The organism is Chryseobacterium aurantiacum, from assembly GCF_003020585.1.
Taxonomy (GTDB): Bacteria; Bacteroidota; Bacteroidia; order Flavobacteriales; family Weeksellaceae; genus Chryseobacterium; species Chryseobacterium aurantiacum.
The window spans coordinates 103,345-120,074 of record NZ_PXUE01000008.1 but is presented as its reverse complement, the minus strand read 5'-3'; the positions used below and the strand labels follow the sequence as shown (position 1 = coordinate 120,074).

Sequence of the window (16,730 nt, the reverse complement as noted above, 5' to 3'; positions counted from 1 at the left end):
GTGAATGTGGGTGGGTGTTCACAATCTATATTTATATATACGACATCTTCCATAGCCCTGATAGCAACGGTTACCCCGCAGCAGGGATCGGGAAGCGGGTGGACCTGGATTGGGGACGCTTGGCGCGAGGAGTAGAAGTGAATAGCAGGATAAAGCTCCTGAAAAGTTTTAGGATTTGAAAGTAGAGGTACTGGAGAATATGAATATGGTGATAGGAAGCTTTGTCTTTTCTAAGGTCTGATCAGAGAAAACGTTTAACCAATATTCTATAGGTAAAGTAACCGATAAGGCAGCCAATGGTATCGGCAACAATATCCAAAGTTTCCATTGATCTTCCTAATCCCATTTCTTCCTGTAGTATTTCGGTAAGGAATGCGTATATAAGGATGATCTGAAAAAAGTATGAAAATTTTATTCTGGGAAATGCGGCAATGAAAGAAAACCCTAAGGCTGCAAATATACCTAGGTGCAAAACCTTGTCGATACCGCTGAACATGAACCAATACTCATGGTTCTCTTCTCCGGGCTTGAGAAGCATATAAGTAAGAAATGCCCAATAAATGGGCAATATCTTACTAAATATTTTTGAAATCTTATCCAATGATTGCTTGGTAATCTTCTGCAGAAAGCAATTCAGACTGATCTGCACCGTCAGCAAGTTCTAACTTGATAATCCATCCGTTTCCATAAGGATCTGTATTTAACAGTTCAGGCTGGTCTTCTAATTCTGAGTTGAATTCAATAACTTTTCCTGAAATAGGTAAGAATAAATCTGAAACAGTCTTTACTGCTTCTACACTTCCGAAAACGTCTCCGCCATTAAGATCATCATCCACTGTATCTACATCTACGTATACGATATCCCCAAGTTCTCCCTGAGCGAAGTCTGTAATACCGATTGTAGCTACATTTCCTTCGATCTTAATCCATTCGTGATCTTTCGTGTACTTTAATTCTGATGGTGTGTTCATTTTTTAATTTTTATTTTGTACAAATGTATTCAAAATAATACTAGCTTCAAATATTGGATATAAAAAAAGTCCTTCAAAACTGAAGGACTTTTAAGTTTGTATGATTTCTAGAATCCACCACCGGAATCACCGAATGTAAATGTTGCGGAGATCCCTGCTCTAATTGTAGACAGTGGGAATGCTGTTGAGATTTTATACTTTGAGGTCATCTGTTCGTAGAAGACTCTCAGGTTCAGGTTTTCGGAGACGTTATAGTCTGCAGAAAGCTTGATGTTTAAAAGTCTCTGCCCTCCTGTTATCTGCGAATCGTTCAGCAGGATATTCATAATAGAGGTTTTACTGTCTCTTAGTGAAATATCTCCTCTAATATTAAGATCGCTTCCTTTACCTCTGGTTCCTCTTCCTCTTATGTTAGCTGTTCCCAGTCTGAAGTTTCGGACGATATATCCTAATCTTACCACATATTCTGAGTTGGAATCTTCTGTTAGGGTATGGTTTACTAATCCTAGTACCATCATTCTGTTTCTGTTGTACTGTAACCCGAACTGCATATTGTTTCTCATGGTAACATCTACTCCGATAAGCGGTGAAAAGGATTCTACGTATCCAACCTGAGCAAATGTGTAAGGGTTTATTTTATCTCCCTCACTCTTCGTTCCTGTATCATCTATTATCTGGTAGTAACCATTCGGATTTCCGTGGTAGTCTATATTACTTTGAATTCCTGTTGCTGTATACGTTGCTGTATATCCATGCAGGATATCAAACTTCGTAAACTGGCCACTGATCATTGGAATATTTTTTAATCCGGAGTAAGTAATTCTCCAGTTTGGCAATGGCATTCCTGATTTTTTAGGATTACCCATTGGCGTAATGGATTTCCCTTCAAGGGCTGCTCTAAATGCAGGGATCAACACATAAGCATTGGCTATACTGTAGTGCTTAGCAAAGCCATTGTTATCTATTTCTGCGTTTGGACCTCCTAATTGAAGTGACATTGCTCTTGCATTTTCTCTGATCGCCTGATAAACTGCCTGTCCATCTTTAAATGATGAGCTAAGAAGTATTGCAGAATTGGAATAGGTTACCATATCTGTCGCGAATGTAAAGCCAGGATCCGGAACTCCTCCATTAGTATAGTTAAATCCTGTATGCGAGAAGTTGCTGTTAAAGTTATGCAACACGTTAAAATCAATCCTGAAATCATTCATTGGCATCATCTGTAAGTTGGCCCTCAATTCCTTGGTTGACATTCTTACATAAGGATCCGTCATATAATTAGAGTTACTTACCCAACCATTTTCCATTACCGTTCTTCTGATATCTGCCTGAGATCCTAACAGGAATCCGATGGTAGGTCCTCCTAATGTCTGACCATACCCATACCAGTTCGGAGCGGACAATATCCCAGGGAGTACTGTACCATTATTTTCCGTGTAGCTTACATCTAACTGCTTGAATGAAGTCAAGAAGAATGCAGCACTTTGAAGTACGGTAAGCTTATTTTTGAATTTATAACTCTTATATCTGTATCTGTTCTTTTCCCATTGTTTTGTATACACATTGTTCAGGGAATCCATTTCCTGCTTACGTTTCTGAAGCTTGGTATTAATATTCTTAAAATAGTTAAACTGCCCAAAGAACTTAGGAATATCCGCTGTTGCCGTTGCCTGAATAACATTGGTATTCTGTCCTATTGATCCTAAACTCTCCATTCTATTGGTGTCCGGATTTACCATACCGTATAAAGCGGTACTTCTGGCATTCCAGTTATAAGTAAATCCGTATCCTAGTTCTGCATCAATGAAATCCAAATACGGAAGGTACTGGAACGGCAGTTTATAATTCAGCTGTGCTCTATGGTTATACAATACCGGTCTACCAGATCTGAAGACATTTCCGAAAATGGATTTGTTGTCCATCATATTCACATCCATGTTATCATTAAGGGTTCTGGTTGCAGAGTTGATTTCAAGCTTTAATGATTTTGTAAAGTTGAATCCTAGCCCATACTGCCATCCGAAATAGAAGTTTCTGTTTTTAAGAGCCTCCATATCACCACCTGCATTTCCACCTAAAATGGCTTCAATGTTTCTGAACTCAAGTTCGTTGTAATTTCTATCAATTTCAGTTCTGAAAGATAATCTTGTCGGGATAGGATTGATATTAAATTCTTTCACCCATCTTAGATACTTCGTAGATTTTGCCGTATCACTAATCATTTTGTTGAAAGGCTTCAAAACCCATGGTTTGAAAGTATAATTATAGTCAATATATCCTCTAAGATACTGTCTGTAGTTTCTCTTGGTATAAATATCTCTGAAATAATCATCATTATATACCGCAGTTACGGAAACGTTTTCAATATCGTAGAACTTAGGTTTCTTATTTTGATTTACTCTTTCTTTACGCATATTCACCACTCCGATACTTCTTTGCTGTGTATATGTTCTTGCTATTTTTTTCAGTTGATCCCTGTTTGGCGCCTTGCTAAATTCCACGTCGGTATCTAAAGGATTGTACTTCGGATCTTCAATGGTTTGTGAATAGGAATAATTTAAAGGAATCTTTATTCCTGTTTTTTCCGGAAGCAACTTATCTACATTGATTGCAGTATTAATACTAAACGCTGATTGGGTAGACTGATTTCTTTCAGCCGGTTTTGAATCAATATTTCCAAATCCAACTGAAGTATAGGATGCATTGGTATTAACGGTCGCAAAATCTCCAAGATTGAAGTTTAAGCTTGCATTTCCGGCATATCCTCCATCATTATCAATTTCAGAAAGACGGATTTCGTTTACCCAAAGAATTCTATCTATTGAACTACCTGGTTCAGTTACAGGTACTCCATTCTTAACACCTATCATAATGGTTGTTACATTCCCTAAACTTGGACGTCCTTTAATATAAATTCTTTTATAATTATCTCCTTCTTCAAAAGCAGGATCCAAGAATCTCTGTGTGATTTTATCCGAATATAATTTATCTCTTCTAATCTTGGCATCCACGAAATTCTGGATATCCAGGTTCACTTCATTTTCCAATGGCCAAATTTCCATTGGAGTCGTGGAAGTAGTTGACGTTAATTTCAAAGAGGCTTCATATTCATAATAGTTATCTGTAGCATCGTTTCCAAAACGAATGAAGAACTTTGTCCTTTTATCCATTTGTCCAACATTAGCATCTCGATTTGAAGGAACATGAGCGTGTACAAAAAGCTTAAGCTTTTTATATCTCCTCATATCCAAAGTTGTATTTTTAAATACTCCTTTTGCTTTACCTACACCAAGACCATTAGCTTTCATATATAATGAGGCTTCATTCTGTCTCTGCGCGCCTGCATTTCCACTCAATACCTGTCTGTCTATTCCCGGAGGCAACACGTATGGAGGTTGATTAAATGTATTTTCTTCTATATTTACACTTCCCACCTCTAGTTTTCCAATCTCGGTATCATCTGCTGCCCCTTCATCTGGAGATGGTTCTAATTGTTTATTTGAAAAAGTGGCAAGATTCTTAGGATATTTTCTCCAGTCTGATCTTACAAGGTCCATTGTCCCGAATCTCAAGGTTGAAGTATTTTCAAATCCTGCTAACATAAGCCTTGCAAATCTTACATTGTTCAGTACTGTTTCACTATGGGCTCCTTGCGTTTTATCAAAATTGGAAACAGGTATTCTGAACAGGTACCATTTTACATCAGCAGATTGCCCGTTCTGGAATGCTGCTTTCACTGTTTTTACATCAACGATATTATTAACCCCTAATGCTAAACTTGGCTGATCAAGCTTCACCTCATATTGGTTGTAGCTTTCAATTTGATCAAGATTATAATCTCTGTTGATATCTTCGGCATCCGGAGTCTGTGAAGAAACATTTAAAGAGTTTGCTTCTGAGTTTCCGTCCGGATTTCTGAAATATTTGTATCGTTGAACAAGCGAAGCTGCCTGAGTTCCTGTAAATTTATCTGACAGATAAAACACAAAGTCATCCACTGCAGGGTCAACAATATTGGTTACCGGATTTACAAATGTATTTCCAAATTTCATTGCTTCCTGGTCTGAACTTAAACCATCATACCCAACATCCTGTGACTTTCTGCCTTCTCCTTCTGTAGAGAATGCATATAAAATAGGAGGTTGCTTTGGCTGTACACCCCAAGTTGAATTGGTAGTTGACGGTGATGATCCTGGTGCGGGAAGACCATTTTCATACAACATTTTTCCATCCTTAAGAATATCTTCAGATACATTTCCTAAGTGTAGCAAAAGTCTTGCATTGGTTCCCAAATTATTACCGTCTGCATAAGGGTCCATCATCCAGAATTCTACATATTCAATGTTTGAACTCACAAAGTTCGGAACACTGATAGGTCTCATGATACCCGCCCATCTGCTGGCTGCCTGTTCTGTTCCCGGGTTTACGTTATAAGGTCCTTTTTCACTTGGGAAATAGGATATATCAAATGTATTGGTATAGGTTTGTTCTCCTGCTACAAAATCTCTGTTATTATAAATTTCAGAGTACTGAACTCTTCTTGAGGCATGGTTGGATACCGACTGCGGAGTAACTCCTGTTGGTGCCTTACCTCCCACTCCCCAGAATCTTGGGTCAATGTTATACCATGATAACAATCCTCTTCCGTAACCACTCGTTAGGTCATCGCTGGCTGGCGGTATATTGAACGGTGGCAATGTATTTTTTTCAGGTCTTGATGCCAAGCTCCATGCTGCCGGTTCCTTTAAGGAGATCTTAGAGGTTGTCTGCTCAAAATCATCAATGTAAGACTGGCTATTGGTTGCTTTATTCAATCCCGGAATAAGGTATGCCCCTTCCATCTTAAAGTTGATATTGGATGGAGCCTCAGTTTTCACCAATGGAAGTTTATCTGTAAACCTGGTTAGGAAAGGTGCCTGATTGTTATACATCAAGTTGATCCCTGCCATGGTGTTATTAACAGCTTCCTGTCCAAAGTTTACTTTCTGTGTAAGCGGAGACTCTGAATAGTTGATCACCGTTCCCCCTAAAATAAAGTTCTCGTTGAATCTTCTTTCCAAGTTTAATCCCAAGAATCTCTTTCTCTGGGTATCAAATGTCAATTGGTTTTCCAGGGCGATATTAATAGCCTGTCCGGACTGTTTTACATTTTCATTAATGATTGTTACCGTTCCCAACATGTAATCCACGGTATAATCCACTCCTTCAGAAAGCTGCACTCCGTTTGCAGAAACCTTTACAGATCCTTGTGGAACGTTTACAGCACCAAGAGAAATCCCTTGTCCCTGAACTCCTTTATAACGACCTTCTATGGTGTACCATTGAGGGATAGTAGTTTGGTTTGCGGGTTGTTTTATTTTATCATACAAATCATGGAAAACATACTTTGGATCATTCCCCACCAAACTCTGCATATAATCTCCAAAAGGCTGTACTTTGGTAAAGATGATTCTTCCGTTCTCCGGCCTGACTGTAATCCCGTTGACAAAGTCAAAGATACCGTCACCTTTTGTTCCGTCTTTATTATTCTGAATATCTCCATTCATATTAAGACGGTCCCAGTTGAATAGCTTTAATAAGTTCTGATCTTTAACAGCAGGAACATCCGGAAGATAATTGACCTTACCTCCTGTTTTTTGATCCCTGTAATAGACGTTAAGAATAAATCCGTCCGGAGATACCTGACCTGCATCCAAAGAATAGATATTCTTCATCATTAGCTTCCACATTGGAGAAGCCGGATCTACACTGTTATTTACTCTTAGTACTTTAGTAATCAAGACAGGGCTTTCTTCGGAGAATTCCCCTACTTTGTATACTTTGTTACTTCCATTTACCGTATATGAATAAGAAACAGCCAAAAGCTGCTGATCATTCAGTTTTTGATTTAATGAAAGATATCCTAGCTGTGGTTGAAATATATATTCGTTAGAATTCAGTTTTCTAGCTTTGGTATTAAAGATATAATGTTCCCCGTTTCTATAGGGCTCTGTACTTCCCGGAAAAGTCTGTCCCTGAAAAACAGCATCATAATTTTTACCTGCTTCTCTGGTTCCCGCTGTGGTGGAAACCTGATTATACAAATCATTCTGAGAGTTATCAGGTAGTCCTCCAACTCCTTCTCCCAGGTCTCTAATACCAATAATACTCTTTTGGTAGGCCAGATTACTATTTCCCTGATCCAGTACCCAAACTTCTAATCTGGTAATATTAATGGTGGAATTGATCTGTGGATAATTAAGCAACGAGTTATCATATTTATCCAAAAAGTAATGCCCTAAAAAGTAGTGTTGGTTCTCTTCATAGTCATTGGCGTTGACCTTAAAGTTATTCATAACACCTCCGCCCTGTACTACAATATTTCTGGCTTCACCCTGTTGCTGGGAAAGAACAACTGTTCCAAAGGTTTTACCCAACTGGAATTCTGTCTTTACCCCAAACAATGATTGTGAACCACGAATCAAACTTGTTGAAAGCGGCATATTTACGTTACCAAATTCAACTCTTTTGATGATTTTATCTTCTCCTCCTTCGTTAGGTTTATCTACATTTCCAAGACCTTTACTCTGAAGATCTTTCCAACTTCCTTTTGCCTGCCAAACGAGGTTCATTCTGTTTTCAAACGCGAAACCACTTTGGGTATCATAATTGGCTTTCAATTGAAGATTTTCTCCTACTTTACCCAATAATCCCAGCTGAATTCTCTGGTCAATATCAAAAGTAAAGCTGGTCCTATTCTGTGGAAGGATCAGCGGGTTATCTATTTTCTGGTAAAGTCCTGCGAAGTCAATGGATGCGTATCCTGAAGGAATGATCTCAATTTTGTTTCCTCCAAATATGGTTTCAAACAATTTGTTATTGATCATCAGAGAAGGGATGAGTCCCTTTTTTCTGGCATCAGATTTGTCTTTTCTAAAAAGGAGATTATATTTTTCCGATTTTTCCTTGTAGTATGCCTTGGTTTGAGTAGCAAGCATATATTCTTTATACTCTTCCGGAGACATGGCAGTGGGAGGGCCGGTAATTGTATTCCCAATTTTAGGATATACATAGTACATCCCGGTTTTTATATCGTAATAGGCCTCGTACCTCGTAGGGTCTGCCACTTCATATTGTTTTCTTATGATCGCTGTGTCTTTTACCTGTTGTGCAAAGGTGCTGACAGACATGAACAGGAACGATAGGAACAAAAATATGTTAAGATGCTTATTATTCGCCACCAAATGTTAAATGTTTTTTAAAATTTGTTTAACCAATTCTTCAACCGAGATACTTGGATTTTGTTTTAAAATTCTATCCGCCATCTTTTCACTCGTCCGTTTAGGAATTCCTAAAACTTCTAATGCAGATAACGATTCTTCCTTGATTTTATTATCTACCAACAATGAAATATTCTCTGCCGGACCACTGAATTTCTGTACTTTATCTTTAAGATCTACAATGATTCTTTCTGCAGTTTTCGTCCCAATTCCCTTGGCTTTCTGAATCAATGTGCCATTACCGGAAAGGATGGCTGAAGCAATCTCATCAAGGCTTAGGGTGGATAGCAAAATAAGGGCAGATACAGCCCCTACTCCATTAACGCTTATTAACAGATTAAACATTTCTTTTTCTGAACGAGTGTTAAAACCGAACAGCAGGTGAGCATCCTCACGAATGATCTGTTGAATAAATAGAAAGGTTTGCTGATTTAAAACCAGTGTCTGTGAGGTCATTAAGCTGATCCCCACGTAATAGCCAACGCCCTGTACGTTGATTACGGTATAGGTAGGTGTAAGTTCTTGAACAGTACCTTGTAAAGAAAATATCATTATTAATTTTTGAAACTCCCAAATATAAAAATTTAACCTCCAAATACAGCATTAAAGGTCAAAATAAATTGTTTTTAACAGCTATGGATATTTAATTGCATTTGATAATTCCATCTGATTGTTATTTTTTCTGAGGAAAGATTGCCTTTTTTTTGTCATTTCGTTAAAATCAGAATGATTGTCATTTCCGTCCCATTCCCTATCCTCTCCCTTTACAATTTCCTATTTTATGCTGTACTAAAATTTCCCACGGATTATTAACTTACTATTGAAAATCCACCGTGCTTTTATCCCATAAATCTGCATTAAGCTCAAAGAACACTTTATTGACTTCCCGATGAAATTTTTTATTTTGAGGATCGTTTTCATCCGGATTATTAAGGTTAATAAACCTGATGACCCCTCCATCACATTTTTTGTAAATATCCACTACATCAAATGCCCCGGAATCATAAGTATATAAAATACCATTTGTCAAATCAATATCCGGTTTCTTATCATAGCTTTTCATCACTTCATCCAAAGACGATCCTGCATAATAAAACCCCAACAGGTTATTATAAACACTCATATTGGTATACATAAATAAAAACTGCTCGCTGAATTTCTTTTTGAAATTGGATATAAGAATCTGATCTATATTTTTTGTGGTAAAGAAGATGTACTTTTTATTCACGGTATTTATCTGATAATCTCCATAGGTAACCAACTGCATATTTTCATTTGAAAACTTAAGATGATGAATTGCCCTTCCCTCATCTTTATCAACCTTAGGTGGGGTATGTTTTAAGTAATAGTAATTCTTACAACCCAGCGTTATAAGGCTCATCAATAATAAGGTCAAAAGTGGTATTAGTTTTTTGTTCATTCCTTTGAGATTAATTCATTGGCTGAATGGATAATTATATTCATACTGCTGATGTTAAAGTTAAAAAAAACACGCAAATGGAACTAATTATGATAAAGTTAGCAGAAAAACGTCCTACAATACTTCTATAGAACAAAAAAAAGCATCTTAGGTAAGATGCTTTTTTATAATATGTTGGTAAGTTGATTACTTTTTCTCTCTTCTCTGAGCGTCAAGAACAGCAATTGTAGCCAAGTTTACAATTTCATCTACGCTTGAACGCATTTGAAGAACGTGTACCGGCTGCTTTAATCCCATTAGGATTGGCCCGATTACCTGTGCTACTTTCATTCCTCTCAAAATTTTGTAGGATAAGTTTGCACTTTCCAGATTCGGGAAGATGAATGTATTGGCCGGAGTTGTACCTAGTTTTGAGAAAGGATAATCACTTAAATGATCAGCATTCATAGCAAAATCCGGTTGAATTTCACCATCTACAATCATTTTAGGATATTTCTCGTGAAGAATACTCACTGCTTTAGCAACTTTTTTGGAAGTCTCAGAGATTGCTGCGAAGTTTTCAAAGCCAAGCATTGCGATTCTAGGTTCAATGGCAAAAGATTTCACTGTAAATTCTGCCATTTTAGCAATATTCACAAGATCTTCAGAGGTCGGGTTTTGATTGATGGATGTATCTGCGAAGAAAATAGGCTTCTTTTCAGACAGGATCATCATCATTGCCGCTACTTTATCTACTCCTTTGTCTTTTTCAATAACTTCTAAAATAGGACGTAATACAGATGTATAGTTTTTAGAGAATCCAACGATAAGACCATCAGTATCTCCATGCTTAAGCATCAAAGGCCCGAAATAGTCTCTCTGACGAACATATCTCTTTGCTTTGTACTCGTTCATACCTTTTCTCTGACGAAGTTTCCAAAGGGTTTCTCTGTATTTTTTTCTGTTTTCTTTCTGATCGTCATCACTTGGATCAATAATTGGAACATCCAGATTGATTCCGTAACGTTCCATTTGTTCCTTGATGTATTTTTTGTCTCCTAAAAGACTTGGGAAAGCAATTCCTTCTTCGTAAAGAATCTGAGCAGCCTTTAATACGTTATATTCTTCAGCATTTCCAAGGGTAATTCTTTTCGGATTGGATTTTGCACGGCTCTGCATCATTCTTACCAATCTTTCATCTCTTCCCATTCTGTCTAAAAGCTGGTGCTCATACTCTTCAAAGTCTGCAATATTTTTTCTTGCCACACCACTTTCCATTGCCGCTTTTGCTACAGCGCTTGATACTTTAGTGATCAATCTGTTATCAAATGGCTTTGGAATGAAATAGTCTCTTCCGAATTGTAAGCTCTGAACGTTGTATGCTAAGATTACCGCTTCCGGAACAGGTTCTTTTGCCAAATCTGCAATAGCATGTACAGCTGCCAATTTCATTTCTTCATTGATTCCTGTAGCCTGAACATCCAATGCACCACGGAAAATATACGGGAATCCCAATACATTATTTACCTGGTTAGGATAATCACTTCTTCCTGTTGCCATGATTACATCCTTACGGGTAGAAAGAGCTAAATCATAAGCAATTTCAGGATCTGGGTTAGCCAAGGCAAATACAATAGGGTTCTCGTTCATGCTTTGTAGCATTTCCGGAGTCATTACATTTCCTTTAGATAATCCCACAAAAACATCAGATCCTTTTACGGCATCTTCTAATGTTTCAATATCTGTTTGGGCAATAAAGTCTAATTTTTCAGGAGTAAGGTTCTCTCTCTTATGATTGATCACCCCTTTACTATCACACATCAGGACGTTTTCTTTTTTCAATCCTAATGAAATATAAAGCTTTGTACATGCAATTGCTGCTGCTCCCGCACCATTTACCACCATCTTTACCTCGTCAATTTTTTTATTGGCGATTTGTAATGAGTTGATTAATGCTGCTGCAGAAATAATTGCTGTTCCGTGCTGGTCATCGTGCATCAAAGGAATATTTAATTCTTCCTTTAATTTTTGTTCTATATAAAATGCTTCAGGAGCCTTGATATCTTCCAGGTTAATTCCTCCAAACGTTGGAGCAATACCCTTCACGATCTCAATAAATTTATCCGGATCCTTTTCATCGATTTCAATATCGAAAACGTTGATATCTGCAAAAATCTTGAACAAAAGTCCTTTTCCTTCCATTACTGGTTTTGAAGCTTCTGCACCAATATCTCCTAGTCCAAGTACAGCTGTACCATTAGAAATTACAGCAACCAGATTTCCTTTTCCTGTATAATCGTATACAGTTTCAGGCTTGTCATGAATTTCCATACAAGGTACCGCTACTCCCGGAGAGTATGCCAATGACAAATCTCTTTGGGAAGAGTGTGGCTTGGATGGTATAACTTCTATTTTTCCTTTAGGTTCTGCTTTATGATAATCTAACGCGGCCTGACTAAAATTCTTTTCGTCGCGATTGTTGTTACTTGACATACGTTTTATTTTTTGTTAGAGTATATATTTAATGTGGTAATCTACTAAACTTTCAATTGGTTTCTGAACTACATGTCCCACATTTAAATTAAGTTCTGCTGCTACAGAACGTAGAATATTTTCATAATAATAAGCAATGGAGCCAATGAAATTGATCTCGGCATCCCTTGCTTCCTGATAAGGAAGAACCTGATATTCAAAGAAACTTTTCATTTCCTCGAAAACCATATCCTTAAAATAAGGATGGTCTTTTCTTTCGATAACAAATTTATTGAAATTCGCCAAATAAGCATTTGGTCTTGGGGCATGATACATGTTTTTCAATGCATCTTCTATGGTAAGCTTGTAATCTGCCTCAAACTCGGTATGAAGATCTGCCGGCAGTTTTTTCATAAAATATCTTCGTACCAGCTGCTTTCCTATTGCACTTCCACTTCCTTCATCCCCAATTAGGAATCCAAGGGATGGTAATTCTATCTTCAGGTTCTCACCATCAAAATAACAGGAGTTTGATCCGGTACCCAGAATACATACAATAGCCGGCTTTCCGCTATATGCAGCATATGCAGCGGCCATTAAGTCTTCTTTTACAATAATTTCAGCTTTTCCAAATACTTTTTTAAGCTCTTCTTCGATGGTTTCGCAGTTTTTTTTCACACCACATCCGGAACCATAGAAAAAAACTTTGGTAATTGAATTTTTAACTAATATAAGGTTGCTGTTTTTCTGTATTTCAGGAGCAATAAGTTCTCTGTTTATAAAATTCGGATTAAAGCCGATGGTTTCCGTTTTCAAAAAAACTTTCTTAAAGTCATCAAGAATTACCCAATCCGATTTAGTAGAACCACTATCTACAATAGCAACCATATTTTAGATTTTTATTTAAGGGGGCTAAATTATGAATTTATCTTCAATTAGCATTTAAAAACAACCTGAAAGCTGTTTAAAATCATTATTGCTTTATTTTGGTTTTATTTTCGTTGAATTGCAGAAGCCAGTCTTCTATTTCGTCTTCCAGATAAGAGGCCTGTAATACCATCGCGTTGATGAAATCATCGGGCACAGGTTCTCCATTGGAGTTTTCAAGATTCCAAAGTTCATTGGACATATTTTCGTATTCAGAATACACTCGTTTGAAGCGGGAGTTTTCTTTCTCCAAAACCTCAATATTTTTCTGTTGAAGCTGGAATTTTCTGTATTTGTTTTGACGTTTCATACAAATATTATTATCGATTAAACCGTAAAATGTTGGAGTAGTATGCTTTCAAGCACGCATTACAAGATAGAAAAAACCATTATCACAAGGATTTGAAAATGAATTTATTATCAGGTTAAAGTAACATCATTCTGTTGATTAAAATTAGAAATAATTTTTATTTAAAAAAATATTTTAACAACTTTTTTCAGTGTTTAACATATAGTTATAAATTTGCATATCCATATTGTAAAGTATCCCAATCATGAATAGCTGAAAAGCATTATTAATACACGAGATACATTAGATTAACCATTGTTTTGTCTATAAAACATTCTAATCACCATTACAATATGCAACATATTCAGGTTTTATATAAATTAAATGAAAGAAATACTCATACGCCAGAAACAGGTTTTGTTCTTCATTATTGCAGGAGGACTAAGTGCTATTGTTGAAATTGGCAGCTTCAAGATATTCAGCACCTACCTCCCTCACTTCTTTGAGAACGAGACCAATTTTCATGGTATTCACTATCCTTTAAGTAACATTTTCTCTACCAGTTGCGGAATTATCACCAATTATTTTCTAAGCATCTGGTTCGTTTTTGAAAGAGGAAAGCATTCTAAGAAAAAAGAGTTTGCTTACTTTATGATGGTTTCCTTTATTTCGACTTTGCTAAGCTTAGGCTTCTTCCAAATATTTTACAGTTTTGTATTTAAGGATAATATCAATTTATTTTTTTATACCTTGAGTCCGGAAATGATCAGTAAAATTGCAGCAATTCTATTGGTTTCCATTCTTAATTATTCAGTAAAGAAGAAAGTAATTTTTAACGGTTAAACTGTGGCAAAAATTTTAAATTATCTGTGGCGATTTTGGCTGTTGTTGTTAGCATTTTTTTTAACAATAACCCTTGGAATCCCCGTTTATATTTTATCTTTCAGTAAAAAGCATTATAAATTCGCTTATAAATTCATCAGACTCTGGTGCTTCGGCATGTTTTACGGCATGGGGTTCAGGTATGACCTCATCAAGCTTTCTGAAGAAGAGAAAGACAAAAACAAAGAGTATGTTTTTATTTCGAACCATACTTCCATCATGGATATTATGCTTACCTGCATTGTATTTCCGGATCATCCGATTTGCTTTGTAGGCAAAATGGAACTGGTAAAGATTCCTATCTTCGGAACGATTTATAAAAGGATATGTGTAATGGTAGACAGGTCCAGCGCCCGAAGCCGTGCGGATGTATACCGAAGATGTGCAGAAAAAATGGAAGAGGGCAACAGCATAGCGATCTTCCCCGAGGGAGGAGTCCCCGATGACACCTCTATTATTCTGGATGAATTTAAAGATGGTGCATTTATGCTGTCTTCAAAACACAACTCTCCTATTGCAGTTTACACTTTTATAGGACTTAAGGAAATGTTTCCTTTTGAAAACTCCAAGGGCTATCCCGGAAGAGTAAAGGTCTATTTCAATGGAATTATAGAGCCTACAGATTCTCCAAAAGACTTAAAAGCAGAGGCTTATCAAGTAATTAAAAAAACCTTGATAGAGCATTCCATTTAAAAGAAATAGTTATATTTGTTTGCGAAATTTTCAATAAAATATGTCAAAAACCAACCAGCCGACTAATTACCCGGCATTGTACACACTTGTACTTGTATTTTTTTTCTGGGGTTTTATTGCTGCCGGCAATAGTATCTTCATCCCTTTTTGTAAAAACTATTTTTCTCTTGACCAGTTTCAGTCTCAGTTAATAGATTTTGCATTTTATACCGCTTATTTTCTGGGAGCCTTACTGCTTTTCATATTCAGTACCATAAAAGGAATTGATATTATTGGTAAGTGGGGATATAAAAAGAGTATTGTCTACGGGCTACTGCTCTCTGCCCTAGGTGCAGCCATCATGATTATTGCTGTTAAAAGCAATGTATATTATGGAATGCTTATCGGTTTATTTGTAGTAGCACTGGGTTTTTCGATCCAGCAAACCGCAGCAAACCCTTTTGCAGTTCTGCTAGGAGACCCTAAAACCGGAGCAAGCCGACAGAACCTTGCAGGAGGAATTAACTCGTTTGGTACATCCATCGGGCCTATTATTGTTGGACTGGCTCTTTTTGGAACTACTGCCACAGTAGACGATGACCAAATCAAGCATTTGGCTCTTGATAAGGTAATCTTGCTTTATACTGCTGTAGGTGCATTGTTCTTAATAGCTGCCGGGATCTTTTATTTTTCAAAGAAACTTCCTGATGGGATCTCTACTGAGCCTATGGAAAAAGCAGGTAAGGCAAGAAAAACACTTATAGCAATGACTGCCCTTGTTATTCTTTTCTTTATCCCTGTATTTAGCAGCTATAATTCTGAAGAGGCTAAAAGCATTGAGACATTAAGCCATCAGATAACTGTACTTGAAAGCAGTGTGAAAAAGGAAACCAATGCTGCAACAATTGATTCCTATCAGGCACAAATTGTTAAAACAAAGACTGAGCTGGAAACAATAAAGCATCCATTAGAGAAAAAGAGAATGATCTATCTTGGAGGTGCTTTGCTTGCTGTAATTGTTTGTCTTGTATTTGCCAATTCAAGTGCAAAGAAAAACGCTGAAGGCTGGGGTGCCATGAAATATCCGCAGCTTGTTCTTGGTATGATTGCCATTCTTGCCTATGTAGGGGTAGAAGTTGCTATTGGAAGTAATCTGGGAGAGCTTTTAAGCCTGCCGGAATTCGGTGGACATCAGTCATCTGACCTGGCTCCTTATATTTCCATGTATTGGGGAAGTTTAATGATTGGAAGATGGACGGGTGCTATTGCTGTTTTTAACCTAAATAAGCAACAACAAACCATTGCAACCATCATTGTTCCTTTTATCGCTTTTTCGGTAATTATTGGTATCAATACGATTGCACAAAAAGATATGTCTCATCTGTACTTCTATGCAATCTGCGTAGCCATTCAGGTTATACTATTCTTAATCAGTAAAAATAAACCTGCTGTAACATTGATTATCTTCGGATTATTTGGAACTGCAGCTATGATTACAGGATTATTGACGACAGGAAATGTTGCTATCTACGCTTTCCTTTCCGGAGGTCTTGCCTGCAGTATTATGTGGCCATCTATTTTCACATTAGCCATTACCGGTTTAGGAAAATATACTGCACAAGGATCTGCATTCTTAGTGATGATGATTCTGGGAGGAGGTATTATTCCGCCACTTCAGGGTAAACTTTCCGACATTATCGGAATCCACAGCTCTTACGTAATTCCTGTACTGTGCTTCGTGTACATTACTTTATTTGCTTATTTGGCAAAAAAATCTTTATTTAGACAAGGTATTAACGTTGACGTTTTAGAATCTGAAGGTGCACACTAAAAATATATTACATCTATATAAGAAGAAG

At 37.0% G+C, this 16,730-nt stretch carries 11 protein-coding genes; 3 read left to right on the top strand and 8 right to left on the bottom strand.

Annotation, left to right across the window (positions count from 1 at the left end; translation table 11 throughout):
- Positions 1–241 precede the first annotated feature (241 nt).
- From C7D53_RS20220 to C7D53_RS20185, 8 genes are all read right to left on the bottom strand, one after another.
- Positions 242–568 (bottom strand): VanZ family protein, encoded by a 327-nt coding sequence (locus C7D53_RS20220; protein WP_076357401.1) that lies wholly within the window; start codon positions 566–568, stop codon positions 242–244.
- A gap of 25 nt (positions 569–593) precedes the next feature.
- Positions 594–971 (bottom strand): glycine cleavage system protein GcvH, encoded by a 378-nt coding sequence (gcvH, locus tag C7D53_RS20215; protein ID WP_045492676.1) that lies wholly within the window; start codon positions 969–971, stop codon positions 594–596.
- Positions 972–1,078: 107 nt separating this feature from the next.
- Positions 1,079–8,140, bottom strand: a complete 7,062-nt coding sequence (gene sov / locus C7D53_RS20210) for a T9SS outer membrane translocon Sov/SprA (RefSeq protein WP_106918204.1) — start codon at positions 8,138–8,140, stop codon at positions 1,079–1,081.
- 57 nt (positions 8,141–8,197) lie between these two features.
- Complete coding sequence (gene ruvA, locus C7D53_RS20205; RefSeq protein ID WP_106918203.1) at positions 8,198–8,782, bottom strand: Holliday junction branch migration protein RuvA; 585 nt, start codon at positions 8,780–8,782, stop codon at positions 8,198–8,200.
- A gap of 265 nt (positions 8,783–9,047) precedes the next feature.
- The gene (locus C7D53_RS20200) at positions 9,048–9,650 is read right to left on the bottom strand and encodes a hypothetical protein (RefSeq protein ID WP_162926238.1); all 603 of its coding nucleotides are present in this window, start codon (positions 9,648–9,650) and stop codon (positions 9,048–9,050) included.
- 186 nt (positions 9,651–9,836) lie between these two features.
- Entirely contained in the window at positions 9,837–12,122 is a 2,286-nt protein-coding gene (locus C7D53_RS20195; RefSeq protein WP_106918201.1) for an NADP-dependent malic enzyme, read from the bottom strand.
- A 15-nt stretch (positions 12,123–12,137) separates the two neighbouring features.
- Positions 12,138–12,989, bottom strand: coding sequence for an ATPase (locus C7D53_RS20190; RefSeq protein WP_106918200.1), 852 nt, complete (start codon positions 12,987–12,989; stop codon positions 12,138–12,140).
- Between the two features lie 85 nt (positions 12,990–13,074).
- The gene (locus tag C7D53_RS20185; protein WP_106918199.1) at positions 13,075–13,338 is read right to left on the bottom strand and encodes a hypothetical protein; all 264 of its coding nucleotides are present in this window, start codon (positions 13,336–13,338) and stop codon (positions 13,075–13,077) included.
- 363 nt (positions 13,339–13,701) lie between these two features.
- On the opposite strand from C7D53_RS20185, the gene C7D53_RS20180 reads away from it, so the two are divergent.
- Genes C7D53_RS20180 through C7D53_RS20170 form a run of 3 tightly spaced genes read left to right on the top strand, consistent with a single transcriptional unit; the run spans position 13,702 to position 16,702 of the window.
- Positions 13,702–14,160 carry a GtrA family protein gene (locus tag C7D53_RS20180; RefSeq protein WP_106918198.1) on the top strand — a complete coding sequence of 153 codons (459 nt, stop codon included), beginning with the start codon at positions 13,702–13,704 and terminating at the stop codon, positions 14,158–14,160.
- 3 nt (positions 14,161–14,163) lie between these two features.
- Entirely contained in the window at positions 14,164–14,892 is a 729-nt protein-coding gene (locus C7D53_RS20175) for a lysophospholipid acyltransferase family protein (protein ID WP_106918197.1), read from the top strand.
- A gap of 40 nt (positions 14,893–14,932) precedes the next feature.
- Entirely contained in the window at positions 14,933–16,702 is a 1,770-nt protein-coding gene (locus C7D53_RS20170) for an MFS transporter (protein ID WP_106918196.1), read from the top strand.
- Positions 16,703–16,730: the final 28 nt, after the last annotated feature.

Coding starts and splice junctions, on each gene's coding strand:
- C7D53_RS20185 (WP_106918199.1), bottom strand. CDS start 13,338: ATGAAACGTCAAAACAAATACAGAAAATTCCAGCTTCAACAGAAAAAT.
- ruvA (WP_106918203.1), bottom strand. CDS start 8,782: ATGATATTTTCTTTACAAGGTACTGTTCAAGAACTTACACCTACCTAT.
- gcvH (WP_045492676.1), bottom strand. CDS start 971: ATGAACACACCATCAGAATTAAAGTACACGAAAGATCACGAATGGATT.
- C7D53_RS20180 (WP_106918198.1), top strand. CDS start 13,702: ATGAAAGAAATACTCATACGCCAGAAACAGGTTTTGTTCTTCATTATT.
- sov (WP_106918204.1), bottom strand. CDS start 8,140: ATGTCTGTCAGCACCTTTGCACAACAGGTAAAAGACACAGCGATCATA.
- C7D53_RS20190 (WP_106918200.1), bottom strand. CDS start 12,989: ATGGTTGCTATTGTAGATAGTGGTTCTACTAAATCGGATTGGGTAATT.
- C7D53_RS20200 (WP_162926238.1), bottom strand. CDS start 9,650: ATGAACAAAAAACTAATACCACTTTTGACCTTATTATTGATGAGCCTT.
- C7D53_RS20195 (WP_106918201.1), bottom strand. CDS start 12,122: ATGTCAAGTAACAACAATCGCGACGAAAAGAATTTTAGTCAGGCCGCG.
- C7D53_RS20170 (WP_106918196.1), top strand. CDS start 14,933: ATGTCAAAAACCAACCAGCCGACTAATTACCCGGCATTGTACACACTT.